This is a genomic window from Rossellomorea sp. LJF3, assembly GCF_037046045.1.
Lineage (GTDB): Bacteria > Bacillota > Bacilli > Bacillales > Bacillaceae_B > Rossellomorea.
Map to the genome: position 1 here is coordinate 426,066 of NZ_JBANLY010000001.1, position 19,507 is coordinate 445,572.

General features: G+C 44.0%; 19 protein-coding genes and 3 other annotated features. Of the genes, 4 read left to right on the plus strand and 15 right to left on the minus strand.

All coding sequences use genetic code 11. The features are described 5' to 3' along the window. Positions 1 to 639 precede the first annotated feature (639 nt). The gene (locus tag V8G47_RS02235; RefSeq protein WP_336198661.1) at positions 640 to 1,467 is read left to right on the plus strand and encodes a GNAT family N-acetyltransferase; all 828 of its coding nucleotides are present in this window, start codon (positions 640 to 642) and stop codon (positions 1,465 to 1,467) included. 31 nt (positions 1,468 to 1,498) lie between these two features. On the opposite strand, the gene V8G47_RS02240 is transcribed toward V8G47_RS02235, so the two are convergent. Continuing rightward, complete coding sequence (locus V8G47_RS02240) at positions 1,499 to 1,987, minus strand: metallophosphoesterase family protein (protein WP_336198662.1); 489 nt, start codon at positions 1,985 to 1,987, stop codon at positions 1,499 to 1,501. Between the two features lies 1 nt (position 1,988). After that, the gene (gene metG / locus V8G47_RS02245; protein ID WP_336198663.1) at positions 1,989 to 3,632 is read right to left on the minus strand and encodes a methionine--tRNA ligase; all 1,644 of its coding nucleotides are present in this window, start codon (positions 3,630 to 3,632) and stop codon (positions 1,989 to 1,991) included. Between the two features lie 57 nt (positions 3,633 to 3,689). Continuing rightward, positions 3,690 to 3,954: a binding site (T-box leader), on the minus strand. Positions 3,955 to 4,084: 130 nt separating this feature from the next. Here metG and V8G47_RS02250 point away from each other — a divergent pair. Continuing rightward, positions 4,085 to 4,681 (plus strand): class I SAM-dependent DNA methyltransferase, encoded by a 597-nt coding sequence (locus V8G47_RS02250; RefSeq protein ID WP_336198664.1) that lies wholly within the window; start codon positions 4,085 to 4,087, stop codon positions 4,679 to 4,681. Between the two features lie 56 nt (positions 4,682 to 4,737). Here the strand turns inward: V8G47_RS02250 and trpA are convergent, their stop codons facing one another. From trpA to V8G47_RS02305, 11 genes are all read right to left on the minus strand, one after another. After that, positions 4,738 to 5,529: a tryptophan synthase subunit alpha gene (trpA, locus tag V8G47_RS02255; RefSeq protein ID WP_336198665.1), complete on the minus strand. Its 792-nt coding sequence runs from the start codon at positions 5,527 to 5,529 to the stop codon at positions 4,738 to 4,740. Beyond that, positions 5,522 to 6,724 carry a tryptophan synthase subunit beta gene (trpB, locus tag V8G47_RS02260; RefSeq protein ID WP_336198666.1) on the minus strand — a complete coding sequence of 401 codons (1,203 nt, stop codon included), beginning with the start codon at positions 6,722 to 6,724 and terminating at the stop codon, positions 5,522 to 5,524. The genes trpA and trpB overlap by 8 nt, the downstream gene beginning before the upstream one ends. A gap of 27 nt (positions 6,725 to 6,751) precedes the next feature. Beyond that, a complete protein-coding gene (locus tag V8G47_RS02265) occupies positions 6,752 to 7,363 on the minus strand; it encodes a phosphoribosylanthranilate isomerase (RefSeq protein ID WP_336198667.1) in 612 nt (203 codons plus the stop codon). Beyond that, complete coding sequence (gene trpC / locus V8G47_RS02270) at positions 7,360 to 8,148, minus strand: indole-3-glycerol phosphate synthase TrpC (protein WP_336198668.1); 789 nt, start codon at positions 8,146 to 8,148, stop codon at positions 7,360 to 7,362. The genes V8G47_RS02265 and trpC overlap by 4 nt, the downstream gene beginning before the upstream one ends. Next, the gene (gene trpD, locus V8G47_RS02275) at positions 8,149 to 9,174 is read right to left on the minus strand and encodes an anthranilate phosphoribosyltransferase (RefSeq protein ID WP_336198669.1); all 1,026 of its coding nucleotides are present in this window, start codon (positions 9,172 to 9,174) and stop codon (positions 8,149 to 8,151) included. It abuts the gene before it with no gap. Beyond that, positions 9,146 to 9,757 carry an anthranilate synthase component II gene (locus V8G47_RS02280; RefSeq protein ID WP_336198670.1) on the minus strand — a complete coding sequence of 204 codons (612 nt, stop codon included), beginning with the start codon at positions 9,755 to 9,757 and terminating at the stop codon, positions 9,146 to 9,148. Before V8G47_RS02280 ends, trpD begins: the two co-directional genes overlap by 29 nt. Further along, positions 9,754 to 11,151, minus strand: coding sequence for an anthranilate synthase component I (trpE, locus tag V8G47_RS02285; protein ID WP_336198671.1), 1,398 nt, complete (start codon positions 11,149 to 11,151; stop codon positions 9,754 to 9,756). The genes V8G47_RS02280 and trpE overlap by 4 nt, the downstream gene beginning before the upstream one ends. A gap of 71 nt (positions 11,152 to 11,222) precedes the next feature. Further along, positions 11,223 to 11,466, minus strand: a binding site (T-box leader). Positions 11,467 to 11,512: 46 nt separating this feature from the next. After that, positions 11,513 to 11,759 (minus strand) — a binding site (T-box leader). Between the two features lie 86 nt (positions 11,760 to 11,845). Continuing rightward, positions 11,846 to 12,703 carry a GNAT family N-acetyltransferase gene (locus tag V8G47_RS02290; protein WP_336198672.1) on the minus strand — a complete coding sequence of 286 codons (858 nt, stop codon included), beginning with the start codon at positions 12,701 to 12,703 and terminating at the stop codon, positions 11,846 to 11,848. A gap of 48 nt (positions 12,704 to 12,751) precedes the next feature. Continuing rightward, entirely contained in the window at positions 12,752 to 14,248 is a 1,497-nt protein-coding gene (locus V8G47_RS02295) for an FAD-dependent oxidoreductase (protein WP_336198673.1), read from the minus strand. Positions 14,249 to 14,322: 74 nt separating this feature from the next. Then, a complete protein-coding gene (gene panF / locus V8G47_RS02300; RefSeq protein WP_336198674.1) occupies positions 14,323 to 15,765 on the minus strand; it encodes a sodium/pantothenate symporter in 1,443 nt (480 codons plus the stop codon). After that, positions 15,758 to 16,033, minus strand: a complete 276-nt coding sequence (locus V8G47_RS02305; RefSeq protein ID WP_336198675.1) for a YhdT family protein — start codon at positions 16,031 to 16,033, stop codon at positions 15,758 to 15,760. Before V8G47_RS02305 ends, panF begins: the two co-directional genes overlap by 8 nt. Before the next feature lie 61 nt (positions 16,034 to 16,094). Here V8G47_RS02305 and V8G47_RS02310 point away from each other — a divergent pair, with 61 nt between their 5' ends. Further along, a complete protein-coding gene (locus V8G47_RS02310) occupies positions 16,095 to 16,298 on the plus strand; it encodes a hypothetical protein (RefSeq protein ID WP_336198676.1) in 204 nt (67 codons plus the stop codon). Between the two features lie 75 nt (positions 16,299 to 16,373). Next, positions 16,374 to 17,924 carry a hypothetical protein gene (locus tag V8G47_RS02315; protein WP_336198677.1) on the plus strand — a complete coding sequence of 517 codons (1,551 nt, stop codon included), beginning with the start codon at positions 16,374 to 16,376 and terminating at the stop codon, positions 17,922 to 17,924. A gap of 11 nt (positions 17,925 to 17,935) precedes the next feature. Here the strand turns inward: V8G47_RS02315 and V8G47_RS02320 are convergent, their stop codons facing one another. Further along, on the minus strand, positions 17,936 to 18,631 hold the full coding sequence (locus tag V8G47_RS02320; protein ID WP_336198678.1) for a phosphatase PAP2 family protein: 696 nt from the start codon (positions 18,629 to 18,631) through the stop codon (positions 17,936 to 17,938). A 30-nt stretch (positions 18,632 to 18,661) separates the two neighbouring features. Beyond that, positions 18,662 to 19,492 (minus strand): non-homologous end joining protein Ku, encoded by an 831-nt coding sequence (gene ku, locus V8G47_RS02325; protein ID WP_336198679.1) that lies wholly within the window; start codon positions 19,490 to 19,492, stop codon positions 18,662 to 18,664. Positions 19,493 to 19,507: the final 15 nt, after the last annotated feature.

The window sequence follows — 19,507 nt, forward strand, 5'->3', positions numbered from 1 at the left end:
CCGTAGGAGTCTTCGTCTTGCACTCCAATCAAAAGCTAGATTCTGCTCTTTACAGTGTATAAACTTCAGCAAAAATTTTAGAAGTCCCGTTTTACCATAATTGTTAATCATACAAAGACTTTATAGTTTTCGGATGTTCGATAATTCGGAGCATAATTAGTCATTCACATCACATCATGTAAGAAAGAGTATTTGTAAAAGTGACGGTAATTGATCATTGGAACTTATAGAATAAGAGTTGGTGTATGCAACGGGGGACTCTACAATGTTATAGTTAAACACTTACGCTTGGAAAGTTGATTGGAGCGGAAGTTGCTCGACTCCGGCGGGAAACGCTGGACAGGTGAGACCCCGCAGGGCTTTTGCCTGAGGAGGCTCACCGCCAGCCCCGCGGAAAGCGAGCAACTGGAGCGGAAATCAACCACTACTCACTACATCCTAAACCAACAGTATTTACGTAGACAGCTAAATGATAAATCCGAACGATTGCAAATGATCGTTCGGATTTTCTTTTAACTAAACTCTTTTGTCCCAACTTCTTTTTTCAATGAAATAACAAAATTTTCTTGTATAAATAATGCTCATAAAATAAAATCAAGTAAGAAAATTCTTTCTCTTTCGGAAAAAGGGGGATAACGAATGCTTACTTCTACACAACTTCAAAATATAAAGGATCTTCAGGATGTCTGCGAGGATTTTGAAGGGATAAACTTAAAATTGAACTGGGAAATGCTAAAGAAGAGAAAGAACGATCAAGATGATTTCCTTCTTTATAAGGATGGCCGTCTGGTCGGATTTTTAGGAATTTACGGATTTGGTGATTCCTACGAAATATGTGGGATGATCCATCCTCAATTCCGTCGTCAGCACCTGTTCCAAGAACTGTTTCAAGAAGCACTTCACTCTTTAAATTCCCGTAAGGTCAACACGCTCTTACTTAATATTCCGGGATCTTCGACATCTGGAAAAGGGTTTATATCACATATGGACGCTGTCTATGATTTCACGGAATATGAAATGAAATGGAATAAAAAAGAGTTGGTCATAGATTCTGATTCTGTCGGAATCAAAACAGCGGATGAACAGGATATCGAAACCATCATCGACCTTGATGAAACCTGTTTCGGGGTTGTCAGAAGTGATGCCGAATCCTATACCAAGAGGCTATTTGAAGAGTCCAGGGAAGGAAATCTTATGATTATCATTGATGAGAAAGTGGTTGGCAAGATAAGGGTTCAACGAACGAACAATAAAAGTTTCATTTACGGGTTTGCGGTATTCCCATCGTTTCAAGGAAAGGGAATTGGAAGAAATGCATTATCACAGGTCGTAATGCAGGAATCCAAGTGGACCGATGATATATACCTTGATGTGGCTGCAACGAACAGCAAGGCATTGAATCTTTATGAATCAAGCGGTTTTCAAACCTTTTACAGTCAAGAGTATTATCAATATCTCATTAAATAATGAAAAAAGCACAGTTCAGCCACTGTGCTTTTTATTTATAAAATATGTGCTCGACCTTCCAGGTGTCTCCGATTGTCAATATACCGTGGGAATAATATGGAAGCTTCCGTTTATCCGTGGGAGAGCCGGGATTGAACAATAGGACTCCTTTCATAAAGCGGGAAAAGGGTATGTGGGAGTGACCGAAGACGATCAGATCCACATCAACATCATCAAAGACTTCCAGAGCTCTTTTTTCAGTGGTCTTCCCCTTTCCGTCCCCATGCGTTATACCGATCTTCATGCCCTTTCTTTCTATGATCCTTCTTTTCGGGAGAAGGGATTGGAGTTCAGTGTCATCGACATTTCCAGCAACGGCAATCAATTCTCCGTACCCCTTGAATTCCATATATACATCATGGGTCCCGAAATCTCCCCCATGAATGATGAGATCACTCTCCATAAGATCTTTCTGAAGGATAGGAGGGAGTCCCCTTCCTTTTCTCGGCATATGAGTGTCAGAAACAATGACGATTTTCATTTCATTCTCCTTTGGATTTCTCATTCAGCTTTTCCCTTTCTTTATCGATCCATTTCAATTCAATCCGGTTGAACAATGGTAAAGTATTCTTTACTGTCAACTCCAAGGGGAGGGATACACTTCCCCAATGCGGTTGATGGGTCATCCCTAACCGTTCCCCCACCTTTGAAGCTGTAAAAGGTATAAACGGCTCGATGATACTTCTAAGATTACTGATGATATAAATGAATTCTTCAAGTACCCTTTTCCCTTCTTCCCTGTTTTCTTTCACTATTATCCACGGTTTCTGATCATCAAAACGTTTATTACACCACCTGATGAATTCAAATACCTCCTCAAGCCCTTGTCTCGTACTTCCTGATTCAATCCAATGACCGGCGGATGAGAATACCTCTTCCACTTTTTGTTGGACCCTCTCATCTACTTTGGTTACGATCACATTGTCACCGAATTCTTTCTTATAGAATTTCACGGTACGTTGAACAAGATTTCCGAAAGCACCGAGAAGTTCACTGTTATGGCTGTAAATAAATTCTCTCCATGAGAAGTCTGCATCCCTCTTTTCAGGTGCATTGATCGTCAGAAAATAGCGGATCGTATCAGGATGGTAAGCACTAAGAAGATCCTTTACCCAGACAGCCCAATTCTGGCTCGTCGATATTTTCCTTTTCTCCAATGTCAGATACTCATTTGAGACAATGTGACCCGGTAAATGGGTTTCTTCATTCATGCCCAGAAGGACGGCTGGCCAAATAATCGTATGAAATGGAATATTATCTTTTCCATGTACATAATAAGAGAGGGTGTCTTTATCCCAGAATTTGTTCAGACTTCCCTTCTCTTCCCCGGCCCATTTCTTTGAGGCACTCAAATATCCACACACCGCTTCTATCCATACATAAATCTTCTTGTCGTGGAATCCTTCAACCGGAACCTCCACCCCATTTTCCAAATCTCTTGTAACCGGGCGGTCCTTCAATCCCTCTTTATGGTAGCGGCCTGTAAGCTGTACGGCATTATCCCTCCACTTTCCTTTCTGTTCCTGTAGCAGCCTCTCTAAGGGTTGCTGGAATTTGGAAAGAGCAAAGTATAAATGGGTGGTCGTTCTCAGGACCGGTTCCTCACCGCAAATTTTACAAAGTCCATTCAATAAGTCCGTTGGATCCAGTACAGTCGAACAATGATCACATTGATCTCCCCTCGCCGTCGAACCGCAAACTGGACAGGTTCCTTCTACGAACCGGTCAGGCAGGAACCGCTGATCGTTCAAACAGTATACTTGCTCAACTTCTTTTTCATACAGCCATCCCTGTTCATGAAGGGTGGTAAAGATTCTTTGTACCTCCTTGTGATGATGTGGATGATCCGTCCTGGTATACTCATCATAGCTGAATCCCAGTGATCGAAAGGAGCGGACAAACTCCTCATGGTAGCGATCTGCTACTTCTTCTACCTTGATCCCCTCCTGTCCCGCCCGAATCCCGATCGGGGTCCCATTACAGTCGCTCCCTGAAACATACAAAACACTTTCCCCTTTCAAGCGGTAATAACGGGCAATGATATCACCCGGCAGCAATGCAGCGATGTGTCCCAAATGCAGGGAGCCATTGGCGTAAGGCCAAGCCCCACCTATAAAAACAGTCATAGTGTTTTCCTCCTCGATATAAATAAAAACCCCTCGTCCTGCGGATATCGAAAGACATCCAAGGACGAGGGGTTAAGCTCGTGGTACCACCTTAGTTCATAGCCTGCTCACGCAAGACCACCTCAACAAGTACGGAGCAAGATAAGCCCTTATACCGTGGCAGTGATAACGGACGCCCAACCCCGTTCTACCCTACACCCCATTGGTTCGAGTAGAATGCTCCGAGACCATTTTCCATAGGTTATCTCCCTGCTTCTTTTCAGCTTCCGAAGCTCTCTGGTAAGGGACTTACACTATGTACTCTTCTCATCAATGCAAATTAGATTTGATTATATTATGCCACTTTTTCAAAAAATTGCAACATTACAGTTAAGGTTTTACTTCACAGGTTTCGTGGAAAAGTGAAAGATAGAACATCAATTTGAAAATACAGGAAACGAGGTGATGCCCTGTTGTTTACGCTGCAGAAACAATTTAAGCGCCCGAAAGGAATCCTGGGCTGGGTTGTGGGGAAAGTAATGGAGTTTGATAATCGGAAGATCAACAATTGGTCCATCAAACAACTGTCCATCGAAAATGGCGATCGCGTTCTTGAAGTGGGATATGGGCCGGGATATTGTATTAAGCGAATTTCCAATCGATTCCCTGATACCTTTGTGGACGGGGTCGATCTTTCCGAAACAATGAAAGAAGCGGCTCAAAGCAAGAATCAGAAAGCCATAGAGAAAGGCAGGGTTCGCCTGTTCGCTCAGGACATCAGTCAATTCGAGTTGAACGATGTTCAGTATGATCGAATCTTTTCCGTTAATAATTACCCGTTATGGAATGACCAGAAGCAGGCACTCAGACACTTATACAAGATGCTTAAAACCGAAGGAACCATCCTCATTACCGTTCAGCCCCGGGGAGATGAAGAGCGGGACAGCAAAGCTCGACGCTATGGGGAAGAAATTTCACAGGCTCTACAGGAAACCGGCTTTAAAAATATTTCTCTATCTTATAAAGATGTAAGCCCTGCACTGACTGTCTCCATAAAAGGGGTAAAATAATTCATAATGTCAAGTAAACAGCCGACCCTTTTAGGATCGGCTGTAGTTAGAGGAATTCACGAGTGAAAAGCTCCTGTCTTTGATGCTCCGATTAACTCCCTGATTTCATCATAGGAGTCCTGCTGAATAAGGTCTATGATCTTACTTCCGACCACTACCCCATCACAGTTCTCACTCATGCTGCGGACATGATCGGGGCTCGATATCCCAAATCCCGCCAGAACCGGAACCGGACTATTGCTCTTTAGCTTGTTTAAATGACGGGATATATTCTCAGCAAACCCCTCTCTTGTTCCTGTAATTCCATTAATCGTGACGGCATAGAGGAACCCTTCTGTCACAGAGGCTAATTCCTTCACTCTTTCCAAAGAGCTGGTGAGGGTTGCCAATTGGATGATGGCTATTTCTTTTTCCTTCGAAGGCTGCTTGACCAAATCGTAATGCTCCAGCGGCAGATCAGGAATGATCACTCCATCCACCCCAGCCTTTTTACAATCGTCGAAGAAGCATTCTACACCATATTTGTAAATCGGATTGATATAGGTCATAAAAATCAGGGGGATCCCAATTTCTTTTCTTCTTTCAGTCAATACATCGAACACCTTTCGAAGTGTTGTTCCCTTCTCCAACGCTCTTTTACCCGCTTCTTGAATCGTCGGTCCATCGGCAACGGGATCAGAGAACGGTATACCGACTTCGATGGCAGTCGCCCCACCTTCTTCAAGCTTCTTTAAAGTTGTTATCAATGTGTCTATGCCACCGTCTCCTGCCATTATATAGGGGATGAACAGCTTATTCCCCCGCTTTAATTCGGCTTCAAGGCTGCTTTCAAGAAATTTTTTACCCATGCTGACTACCTCCCAATAACTCTTTTACTTGTTCAACATCTTTATCCCCTCTCCCGGATAGACATATGACGATTGATTGGTCCTTTGTCATGCCTTCAGCCAACTTCACTGCATAGGCAACGGCATGGGAGCTTTCGAGTGCAGGAATGATTCCTTCAGTCTGTGATAATTGTTTGAATGCTTCCAGCGCTTCGCTGTCAGAAATGGAAGCATAACGGACTCTGTCAATCTCTTTTAAATAGCTGTGCTCAGGTCCTACACCTGGGTAGTCAAGACCTGCAGAAATGGAATGGGCTTCCTGTACCTGCCCTTCTTCATTCTGAAGGAGATACATCATGCTTCCATGAAGGATTCCGACAGATCCTTTCGTTAAGGTGGCGGCATGTTTGTCTGTTTCAATACCGCTTCCGGCTGCCTCGACACCGTATAAGTCCACTTCTTTGTCTTCAATAAACGGGTGGAACATCCCAATGGCATTACTTCCTCCCCCGACACATGCCACGATGGCATTTGGAAGACATTTTTCTTTTTCAAAGAATTGTTTCTTCGTTTCTTTTCCAATGATACTTTGGAAGTCCCGTACCATCTTCGGAAATGGGTGTGGACCTAAAACGGACCCCATTATATAGTGGGTGTCTTCAACATTGGCTACCCAGTAACGCAGCGCTTCATTCACGGCATCCTTCAATGTGGCACTTCCCTGGGTGACGCTGATTACCTTTGCTCCGAGCAACTCCATCCTGAATACGTTCAGTTTCTGCCTGCGGATATCTTCCGCACCCATGAAAATGACACAATCAAGGTTTAACAGAGCACATACGGTGGCGGTTGCAACCCCATGTTGGCCAGCTCCTGTTTCCGCAACGACTTTTCTTTTTCCCATCCGTTCAGCAAGGAGGGCCTGACCGATCGTGTTGTTGATTTTATGGGCACCTGTGTGATTCAGATCTTCCCGCTTCAAATAGATTTTGGCTCCCCCTATCTGCCTGCTGAGGTTTTCTGCAAAGTAGAGAGGATTTTCCCTTCCTACATAATCCTTTAAGTAGCTTTGCAGCCTCTCTTGAAAACGTACATCATTGATTGCTTCATCGTAAGCGGACTCGAGTTCCTGAACGGCTTTCATCAATGATTCAGGAACGAACCTTCCACCAAATTGACCAAACAGTCCTTTATGATCTGGTTGTGCATATAACATTCTTCTTCCTCCATTCACTGTTTTCATTTATTCAAACACCGATTTAGCTTCCTTTATGAATGCTTCCATCTTTAACCGGTCTTTCTTCCCATCCGTCTCAACCCCGCTCGAGACATCCACCATATAGGGACGGACCTTTGTGATGGCTTCCCTGATATTGTCCGGATTTAATCCCCCTGCAAGAATCAGCTGCTGAGGAATGTTGAGGGAATGTGCATAATCCCAATTGAATGTGGTGCCATTGCCACCACGATGGGGTCCCTTTCCGCTATCCAACAAAACCATCTCACCCTGAAATTCCTCAATCCTGTCTATATCTTTTCTTTCCTTCACCGAAATCGCCTTGATAAATGGAAGATTGAGAGCTTCACAGAATTCCACTGATTCATCCCCGTGCAGCTGAACATAATCGAGCGGCACGAGATGAAAGATCTCTTCCAGTCTTTCTTTTGATTCATTCACAAACACGCCGATCTTTAATAAACCTGGAGGAACGGCTTTGCTGATCTCGGCCGCTTTCTCCACATCGACTTTCCTTTTACTCTCGGCAAATACGAACCCTATGGCATCGGCTCCCGCTTCCACTGCCCACTCGGCTTCTTCCTGTCTTCTGATTCCGCACACTTTGACTTTTGTCATTTCTTCCCACCTTTTTCAACCTTGAGAGCGGAAAGGGTAACGGCGGGATCTTCACTTCTCATTAACGTTTCCCCGACGAGGATCCCTTGTGCCCCTGCATCTTTCACTCTCCTTGAATCTGACTCATCCTTGATTCCACTTTCACTTATGAGTACTACTTCCCTGCCTTTCACCATCGATGCCAGGGATTCAGTGATTAATAGATCCACTTCAAAGGTTTTCAGGTTCCGATTATTCACCCCGATTATAGTAGCACCGAGTTCTAAGGCATCCATCATTTCTTCCTCATTATGAACTTCTACAAGAACCTCCAGTCCAAGATGTGAGGCATAAGAATATAATTCTTTCAGTCTGGTGAAATCCAGTGCGGCCACAATTAGCAGGATCACATTCGCCCCTGCATCCCTGGCACGATCGATCTGGATTTCATCGATGATAAAGTCCTTACACAGAATCGGGATAGATACGGCTCTTCGAACATTCGCAAGATCCCCCATCCTCCCTTTGAAAAATGGTGTATCCGTCAGAACAGATATGGCGCATGCTCCAGCTTCTTCATAGATAGCGGCCTGTAATTCCGGATCCACTTCCGTCCGGATATCGCCTTTTGATGGTGATGCCCGCTTGATTTCAGCTATGACTTGTAAGGAGGAAGCCGATTTAAGCGTATCGTATAATGATTTAGTCGAAGTGCTATGATTATGAAAGGATTGATATCCGGATTGTTTTAAATTGTTCACTTCTTCTTTCTTCTTTTCAATGATGGTATCTAAAATGGTTGCCAATCAAATCACCTGCTTTCGTCGTTGTCGGCTATAGTGTACAAGGGATGAGAGCGCCTCATTTGCCCGTCCGCTTTCTATACTTTCCCTTGCCAGTTTCACACCTTCTGCGAATGTCGAAGCTTTACCATGAGCAACTAAGGCGATTCCTGCGTTGAATAAGACCGTATCCGTATAGGCTCCTTCTTTCCCTTGTAAGACGTCCTGTAAGATACGGGCATTGACTCCTGCATCTCCTCCTTTGATCTCTTCAAGGGTATAAGATGGGAGCCCGACCTCGTCCCCTGATAAAGTAAATGAGCTGACTTCACCATCCTCCAGAAGGACAAGATGATTCTCACCTGCAAGTGACGCTTCGTCCATGTAGTCCGCTCCATTCAGGACGATTGCCCGCTTTCTTCCCAATTTACGTAGGACATGTGCCATCGTTTCCAGCTTATCTCTTCTGTACACCCCGACCAGCTGGGTTTCCAATTGAACGGGATTCGTTAGTGGACCAATCAGATTAAAGATGGTCGGAATTTTCAATTCTTTCCGGACCTTCATGATTTTTTTCAGCCCCGAATGGATATGGGGTGCATAGAGGAAGGCGATATTGGTTTCATTTAGGAGATTTTCCACTTCATGGGCCTGAAAGTCCAATGAGATGCCCAGATGTTCCAACACATCTGCACTGCCGGTCCTGCTTGATATGCTCCGATTTCCGTGCTTTGCCACTTTGACTCCTGCCCCTGCCAATACGAATGCGCTTGTTGTACTGATATTAAAGCTCTGGGATCCATCCCCACCTGTCCCGCAGTTATCCAATACATCCTTTATGGTGCTGGTTACGGGTAATGCCTTCTCTCGGAGCACTTCAACCAGGGCTGTCATTTCCCCCACCGTTTCCCCCTTCATTTTTAACAGGGTCAAGAAACAGGCTATCTGACTCTCGGTCGTATCTTCCTTGAATAATTCCTGAACGGCTCCCCTCATCTCATCTCTTTCTAATGAATGACCATCAGACAGCTTTTGTAGATATCTTTTCACGGTTATTCCCCTTTCTCATCTCGTCTAAAAAGTTTTGAATGATTTTCTTCCCTGTTTTCGTCCCGATGGACTCTGGATGGAATTGAACCCCAAACAAAGGAGATCTCATATGCTTGATGGCCATGATTTCCCCGTCATCCATAGAAAGGGCAACTGTCTCCAGCGGTTCTGGCAGAGTCCCTCTTTTGATGACCAGTGAATGGTACCTCATCACTTCCAACGGTTGCGGCATATATTCAAATATCCCTTCACCACTATGTTTGATAAGTGAGCTCTTTCCATGCATGACCTTTTCAGCTATTTCAATGGTTGCCCCAAAGGCTGCCCCGATTGCCTGATGACCGAGACAAACGCCGAGAATCGGCACACTAGCGTGAAGATTCTGTATAATCGAGGTGCAAATACCTGCATTTTCAGGCTTACCTGGTCCAGGGGAAAGGATGATCCCTGAAGGATCCAGTTTTTTTATTTCTTCCAATGAAATCGCATCATTCCGTCTGACCACTACCCTTTCACCAAGTTCTTCAATATATTGATACAGGTTATACGTAAACGAATCATAGTTATCAATGAGTAGAATCATCCCGTCACCTCCAATAATGATTGTGCTTTATTCAGCGTTTCTTCATACTCAGATTCCGGATCTGAATCATACACGATGCCTGCCCCTGCTTGAACATTGGCCACACCATCTTTCACGACCATTGTGCGGATCGCCAGGGCAAAGTCCAGATTGCCGTTGACCCCGAGATATCCGACAGCGCCTGAGTATACTCCGCGTTTTGTCGTTTCAAGATCATTGATGATCTGCATGGCCCTGATCTTCGGTGCCCCGCTCACTGTTCCTGCAGGCAAACAGCCTGTTAATGCTTCAAGGGGGGTTACTTCTTCCTTCAATTTACCCTTCACCTCTGAAACGATGTGCATCACATATTTGTACCTCTCAATGGTTAAGTACTTGGTTAATCGGATGGATCCGATTTCACAAATCCTTCCCAGATCATTCCTGCCTAAGTCTACGAGCATTCGATGCTCAGCCATTTCCTTTTCATCCGATAGCAGCTCCCTCTCAAGCTTTCCATCTTCTTCAACGGTATTCCCTCTGCGCCTTGTACCTGCAATGGGATTCGTTGTGATCTGACTGCCCTGTACTTTCAACATGCTTTCTGGGGATGCCCCCAATACGACGTACTCTTCAAAGTCGATGAAGAACATATATGGTGACGGATTGGATTGCCTTAAGCCTCTATAGAATGTAAAAGGATCTCCGGAAAAGGATGCCTGCAGTCTTTGGGAAAGCACCACTTGAAAGATTTCTCCTTCCTGAATCGACTGCTTCGCTCTTTCCACTCTCTCCATGTATTCATCTTTTGACGTTCGAGCATGAAAGGAAAGACGATCCAGTTTTTCTTTGTTTGTGTCCAAATACACATTTGACAGCTCGTCTTCGGTTTCTTTCACTTTTTCCTGAAGATCCATATCCATTTCTTCTGTCCATTCATTCATGACAATGATGTATACTTTATGCTCAAGGTGATCAAAGACAATGACTTTTTCATAGAACATGAGATGAATGTCCGGCATCTCCAATTCGTCATCGGGGGTGATACCGATTTCCTCGTAATGTCTGATCACATCATATCCTAAATATCCAACCCCTCCACCTGTGAAAGGAAAGGGTGCACCTTCTAAATGATAGTGGGGAATAAGGGTTTGAATCATCTCAATGGGGTCCCCTATTCGTTCCTCTACATGATTAGTGGATGTTTTAATAATCTGTACGGTATTTCCAAATGCCTTACATTCCAAGAACGGATCGCTTCCCACAAAAGAATAGCGACCGGATTGTTCATGTTTCAGTGAACTTTCCAATAAAAATTTCTTTTTCCCTTTTAAGGATTGGAAGAGTGATATGGGTGTGTACATATCACCATTCAATTCTTTCACAACATAGTTCAAATCTTGATGCTTCATCATTCATATCCTCCCATTCGCTTTCACCTTTTAAAAAGTAAAAAAAAAGCCCTCTATGAACAGAAATACTGTTCATAGAGGACGATGCTGACCGCGGTGCCACCTCTATTGGGATATCCTTATATCCCCTCTTGGTTCAAGTACGGGGTCTATCACCCGATACTCTATCCTTTTAACGGTGGAAATCCGTACGACCCTACTTCATTCAGATCATCTCTCATAAGTCCATTCCAGACAAGCTATCATGCTAAGGTCTCACTGTCCTTAACTCCCTGTTATGCATCACTTGAATGTACTCCTCTTATTCAACGATTTATCAATGTAAAAGAATAAAAAAAGGCATCCCAATCCTTATCTTATAAAAAGAAAGGACGGGATACCCGTGGTGCCACCTTTGTTGACTGCTTTTACAGTCCACTCAATCGTATCGGAGCAAAATGCTCTAATACGCGTCTTTTGTAACGATAAGACATTCGCCAAAGCCTACTTCCCTAAGGTTTCGGTTTGGAAGCTCGGAAGTCCATTCCCTAGTACCGATCACACTGGTTCACACCAACCACCAGCTCTCTGAAGTGTCGATTATAGGTACTCCTCTTCGTCAAAGCCATTCGCTCATTTAATTAATTGTTTATTATACTAATCGCTTTTTCTCACGATGTCAACCATTTAATTCATATTCTAACCTGTGCTGATTGGTTCAAACAATGGTGATCATCATGGAATCACAGACTGGTTTATAACCGATATTCATATAGATTTTGTTCGATGTGGGATTATCCAGGTCCGTATAGAGGGAACAAAAGGTGTGTTCATGCAGTAACAGACGGCTCAGTTCCGCTACAACAGAAGAGGCGTATCCCTTCTTCCGGAATTCGGATGGGGTATAGACAAAATTTACGGTAATCCCGTTTTCCGTTCTTCTTGCCCCCCTTGCCATTGAAACAGGCTGTCCGGCCACTTCCCAAAAGAACACATAACGTTCATTATCAATCATATCTTTCGCCCTTTTGAGCGCTTCTTCACCCGACAAAGTGATGACTTCTGTATCTGCGACAAATTCACTGACCCACTTGGCCAGGAGCCCCTCTTGACCTGGGCGCACGGGTACCATTTCCCCTTCGCTTAATTGGATATCATTCACTTCATTCAATTGGTACACACGCTGATTCATACGGATGGTGTAACCCTTCCCCGTAACGTGACACCATGCATGGGTCAGTTGAAGTACGGTTTCTTTCTCAGCAACAAAACCGGGGATCGTGATCCCGGAATCCTCGCAAAACGAATTGAGCCGTTCAGCTATTGCCTGGATGTCACCCTTCCCTACTTTCAGCGTAACCACAAGATAATGAGGAGGAGTCATGATGAATGACCCCACTGCCTTGTCATCCTCATTTTCCACTAAAAGCAGAAGTGGATCTATATATTTGTCACTCGTTTTCATGGTATTCAATAGTCCCAAAGGCAGATTATTCGCTGCCTCATCCTCCATAAGGAGAGAATAAACCTTATCATGGAAGACTATTGGGTCTTCATATTGTGTCAACTTATACATATTATCACCCCATCACAACATTCTACATATGGGATCCTGATTCCTGCTTTATGTTGGAAGATTTTCCCCAGTGATAGAGTGAAAGACATGGTACCCACTTACAGACACCCCGATGGTCCCCGCACCTGGGAAGACAGAATCTCCACACATCCATACATTCTCAAGTGGAGTCCTGTGCGATAGACTGTTGAAGAGAGCGTGATCATTGGTTTGGGGGAATCCCCCTACAATCCCTCCGGGCCGCCCCGTATATCGTTCCCACGCCTTGGGCGCACCCGGGTAGAATTCTATCAAACTACTTCTAATAGTGGGTATGACCATCTCTATTGAATCCAGCATCTTCTCTTTAAGATTCTCCTTGTACCAATCATATTTTTCTTTTGAGTCCCAATTCTCTAATTTTGTATGGGTTGATACCGTCATAGTACGGAATCCTTCCGGCGCGCGCTGCCGGTCATCCGGATGAGATAATGATAAGAACAGATGGTCGCCTTCCGTCATATGCCCATCATTGCTCGTGCAAATTTGCGTAAACAGGGGGAGAGTTTCCGGCACTGATTCTTCTTTCAATAACATATAAAGGGTCATGGTCCCCCACACAGCCTCTTTTTCTTTTCCTTTCAAATAAGTTTTAATTATAGGTGCATATTCCTCAGGGAATAGATTCTTGAGTGACTGGACAGGAACGTTGCATATGACATGATTGGCATGATATTCATTCCCTCTATGATCAGAGACGATCCACTCCTGAAGATGCTCATCACGTGTAATGCCTACCACTTTCCTCCCCAGGGTCGCTTTAACCCCAAGCGATACCGATGCATCGACCAGACATTCGGCTATGCGATATAAGCCACCTTCAAGGTAGAAGGCCCCCTCATGATACATATCCAGTGCCAGGCATCCGAGTAACAACGAACATTGGTCGCTCTCCACCTGCATACTGTCGATCAGCTGTCCATCAATAAAATGTTTGAAGGATGTGTGGACATGCAGGTCGTGTTTTTTCAGCAGATCGAGCATGGTCTTCTGAAAGGCTGGCAGTAGGGTCAGTGAACCCAAATTCAGGCTCATAATGAGCTCTTTCCACTCTCTTATCGTCCTGGGGGGAAGGATGGGCAGGGAATCCACGAGTGTCCGTATTTTCTTTGCGATCCTGTACAAATCCCTGAAGTAACAGGCGATTTTATCTGCACTATCAGGAAATGCCTGCATCAACCCTTTCACATGCGTTTCCCGGTTCCGATGATAGGTTAAGGTAACCTCTGGAAGATGAACGTCCATTACCCGCTCAAGGAGGTGATTCGACGGTAATTCGTTTCCAAGGTACTGGAAGATGCGTTGATGAATACCCCCATTTTCGAAACCCATACCAAGAGTCGCACCGACTGGAAATAACGCTTCCCCACGTTGAAACTTCCCGGCACAGCCTCCCCATTCCCTTGAAGCTTCAAGGACCTGTACATGATAACCTGCACTTCCAAGGAGGGCAGCAGCAGTAAGCCCTCCGATACCTCCTCCGACCACGACTACAGAATGTTCCATAATCCTTCACCCAATCCGTCATTTATTACTATTCAATGTACTCTTTTGCACTAGAAAAGACAAAAATGGATGGGTTAATTAAACCCATCCACACGGTGTTTCGATTGAGTTGCCAGAGAAGCGAATACATACATGAAGAAGGAGATGATAATGGGAAAGATGACCGTATTCATATCTAAATAGTTCGGTGCAAAGCTATGAAATAAAATATACGCCATCAATCCTGAAATCATGGAAGCAAGCGCACCAGCACCATTCCCCTTTTTCCAGTACAGTCCGAGTACGATTGGCCAGATAAAGACTGCTTCAAGACCTCCGAAAGAAAATAAATTAAGCCAGATAATCAATTCAGGCGGGCTTAATGCCATGAGAAAAACCAGTATACCTGTAATACTCGTCACCCAGAAGCTGATCGTCTTGATTTGTTTTTCTTCAGCATCCTTATTTATGAAATTCATATATACATCTTTCACGATGGCTGATGATACAATCAACAGCAACGAATCAACCGTCGACATGATGGCTGCCATGGGAGCTGCTAGAACAATTCCCGCAAGCCACGGAGGAAGCACCTCAAGCGCAAGTAGCGGCATGACTTTGTCTGCCACTTCGATTCCCGGGAGGACCACTCTTGCCAGAACGCCGATGAGATGCATGCCAAGCATGATCGAACCCACGACGATCGTGCCGATAATCAGGGCCCTGTGCAGGGAACGGGAATTTTTATAGCTCATGGCCCTTACGGCTACTTGGGGAAGTCCAACGACCCCCACTCCCACCAAGATCCAGAAAGATGAGATATACTTTGCGCTCAATTCACCGTTCGGCCCATGGGGACTTAGCAGATTGGGATTTTCCGCCTGCAATTCCATCATGATCTTTTCCATGCCTCCACCTGCCACGATGGTAGCAACCAGCAGGATCAAGGTCCCTCCAAGCATGACAACTCCCTGGATCGCATCTGTGATGGCAACCGCGCGGAAACCACCGATCGTAACATATACGAGGACCGATATGGCAAACAGGAACAGAGCGGCTTCGTAGCTTAATCCGGTTAATGATTCAATTAAACGTGCCCCTCCTACCCACTGGGCAATCATTGTGGAGAATAGAAACAAGATGATACTGATGGCCGATAGGACCGTTATCTTATTGCTTCCATATCTCCCCTGTAAATAATCGATCAAAGTAACGGCTTTATACTTCCTTGACATGATGGCAAACTTCTTACCGAGTATAAGAAGAACAAAATATCCTGTCACAACCTGGCTCATGGCAAGGAGAACCCACGATAAGCCATATGTATATGCAGCACCCGGACCACCGATGAAGCTGCTGGCACTGCCGTATGTGGCAATCATCGTCATGGCGAGGATAAATCCTCCGAGTTGTCGGCTTCCGAGGAAATATTCCTGTACAAACGAATCTGATCTGCTTACGGTTCTAGCGGTATAAATCCCTACTATAAAAATCAAAATCAAAAAGGCAAATAAGGGAATCATTGCCATACTATTCATGATCATCCTCCTCATCGCCAAAAGGAATATCTGTCAGAAGGTATTTCACGACAACCATCACTAAAAATACCATAAGAAGAAATCCCATGATACAGCTATAGAAGAACCATGCCGGCATCCCTAAGATCCAATCGTAATCTGATACAGGCTGCCCGCCGAGTCCAAATGCAAATCCATACCACCACAAAAAATTTATGAGAACGAGTGCAACACCAATTAATGCTTCGTGGTTGGCGATCCGAAATCGTCTATCATCTTTATGATTCACTTCCTATTATCCCTCCCCGTAAATAAACATCCTTTAACAATTTACGACAGGATGATATGAAATGCAAGAAAAAGACAGGCCTGAAGCGGATGCTTCAGGCCTGTCTTTACGATCTAATAAAAGGGGGGTTATCATGAACCATTCTCTCTATCTGAAAGAGGGGGAACTCTTTTGTTCAATGAGAATGATTTTCAATATCATTGTAGTCTCTCTAAAAATAAATGTCAACAAAAAATTTTATGTTTCTAAAGGAAAATTCTGGTGAACAATAATATGAATTGTGGTAAAATTCTAAATTGTACTCACATGTATGAAGAGAGAGAATCTAGGGGGTATGACTGTGAAAGCAAAATTAAAAACATTTGGAATACCAATCGTGTTCATTCTATTATTAATTGGTGCACTTTTCTTTCACCAGCTTCTGAACGTCAAACAACAGCCGGATCCCAATTGGAGCAGATCGATCCCTATGGGCTATTCATCTGACGAACGTCCGCTTGTCTTCTTTAACGAAGAGAGACTATTCTTAGCAAGCAATGGAAAGGTAGATCAGTTTTCATTCGATGAATCACTCAATTCCAGGAAAGAAGGTTCACTGAACATAAGCGTGACAAGGGGTAAGCCTTTTTGGACGGACGGAAATAAGGTCATACAAGTGAAGAATGATCAGCTCATTTCATCCGATGACAACGGAGTCAAGACCATCGATGATAAAGTAACGGGAATCAGCACTTCGTCAAACACCATCTTATACTGGAAACAAGAGGGCCTGTATTCTCTTTCTCCAAATGATTTTTCCAGCAAGGAGGTTTACCGATTCCCTGATGAAGTCCTTGAAGCCTATGTCGGGAACGACGGAAGTGCCGTTTTACAAATAAGACAGGATGATACTCATGCCCATCTTTACTATTTAGATGAAGAATTACAATTGGTGAAGGAGCCGTTTGCTCTGGTCAATACAGCGACGAATCATCATATTAACGGGCTGTCCTTCTCAAAAGATAACAATCAATTGACACTTTTGTACAATGAAGAAATGCGTGCTCAAGGTACATTGTCCTATAAGATATGGAAATTGGAAACATCCATGAACGATTTAGGAACGTCAATTATAAAGCCTGCCAAGATTGAATTTATGAATGACCAATCAGGGTTCAAATTGGAAAGTCCGAGGTCCGTACAGTTCGCAGACATTGATGGAAAGCCGTCCATCCTCTTCACATCCGAGAGTCACAAAGTAGGGGGACAAAATACCATCAGTCTGTACGTTGCACCTTTCAGTGACTCCAATAAATTTATGGCTACACCTGTAAGTACAAGCAAGCATTTTACGTATTCACCGCTTCAGATTTCCGACCAAGGAATCGCCTGGCTTGATTATGACGGTGATTATTATGAACTGTTCGGGGCCTCACAGGACGAAAAAGCCATTATCAAAAGTACGGAATGGTCGAAACGAAGCGTAAAGGAAGCTTTGAACAACTCGGTTCTCATGCTTTTCAGCAGTTTGGTCACTATTTTGGTTTCATTTTATTGGGTTCTACCATCCCTATTTGTCTTGATTCTTCTATATATGTTCAAACCCAATATGTTTGAAAAAGAAGAAATCAACTGGGTGGAATATGCCTCGATCATACTATTCATCCTTATGCCACTGACATTCATCAGTAAGGCGATGGGAGATTATTTCTACTTTTCAGCTCCCGCCTATCTCACATTTACGGGAAGTGAGTATGTATTATTAGTGATAATCAGCATCCTTACTGCACTGCTTTGGAAAGTTGGCAGAGATCCGGACTGGGGTACATTCGGAGGGGTATTTTATTTCATGGGAATTTATATTCTTCTATACGTCACTTCCATCGGTCCGTATATCTTTAATTTGTTTTAATACAAAAACGCTCAGGTCTCCTGAGCGTTTTTTACAGGTATATCTTCATCTTCTCTCCAATGCTTGCGTTTATAGAAATACATATAGATCGTGATGCATAGGGTCAGCCAGGCACCGCCTGCTGTGAATCCCCCAAGGATGTCACTTGGATAATGAACTCCAAGGTATATTCTGCTCATTCCAATCAGCAGGACAAGCATGGCGACCAGTATCACACTGGTCCATTTATACCGTTTACGATCCAGGGCACGGAACAGGATGAATGCCAGTGAACCATAAAAAATGAATGAGCTCATAGAATGACCACTTGGAAAACTGTAGCCACCCTGCTGGATCAATGCTTCAATATCGGGTCGGTCCCGTTTAAATATCCATTTTAGAAGTCCATTGAACCCCGCACCTGTCAGGATCGTGATCGATACAAACAGAGCAAGTGGATATTTCTTCATAAACAGAAGGATGATTACTGCACACACGGTGAAGATGGTGATACCTTTTATGCCCCCTAAGAAAGTGATGAAAGTCATAATTTCCGTTAATTTAGGTGAAATCGTCCCTCTGACGATTTCGAATACACCATTATCAAATTGGGCGATCTCATTTTCTTTCCATTCTTCCACGATCGATACAAATCCCCAGGTGAATACAATCAAACACAACAGGGATACAGCGACAAAGACGCCTTGTTCAATATGTTTCTCCTTCAAGACTTCTCCCTCTCTCCTGACTCACGCCTTCTACTGAGCTTTTTTCTTAGAAGTCGTTTTCTTTTTAGTTGGTTTCTTTGCCTTTTTAGGCTTGGACGAATCGATGGATGCCTGGAGGGCCGCCATAAGATCCGTTACATTTTCTTTCGGTTCTCTTTCTTTGGATGTGACCATTTTTTCCCCTGTTTGTTTCGATTCTATCAATTGACTTAAGCGTTCACGATAGTGATCCTTATAGTTCTCAGGCTGAAACTCTGTCGTCAGTTGATCAATGAGCATGGTAGCGGTCTCTAGTTCCTTTTCGGTAATTTCATCTCCTTCAGGCACATTCGGGACATCGCCGGTTCCTCTTACCTCATCGGGATAATGAATGGTTTCCATGACGAGCGTCTCCTCGTATACCCGGACGATGGAAAGCTGTTCCTTCGACCGCATCGTGATTTTGGCAATCCCAACTTTCCCTGATTCCTGAAGCGCTTTTCTCAAAAGGGAATAGGCTTTTTTCCCGCCGTCGTTCGGTGAAATGAAATAACTTCGATCAAAGAAAATCGGATCGATTTCCTCCATCTTAATAAAATCCACAATCTCTACAGCCCTATCACCACTTGCTTCCTTCAGCTCTTTCAATTCCTCCTCTTCAAGGACGACAAATTTGCCTTTCGTCACTTCGTACCCTTTCACGATATCGGCTTGATCTAGTTCCTTTTCACAAGCAGGACATACTTTTTCGTATTTAATGGGTGTATGACATTCTTTATGAAGTGAGCGAAGCTTGATATCCCGGTCTTCTGTAGCAGAATGAAGTTTAATGGGGATGTTCACCAGTCCAAAGCTGATGGAACCCTTCCAAATAGTATGCATATCTTTCAATACCCT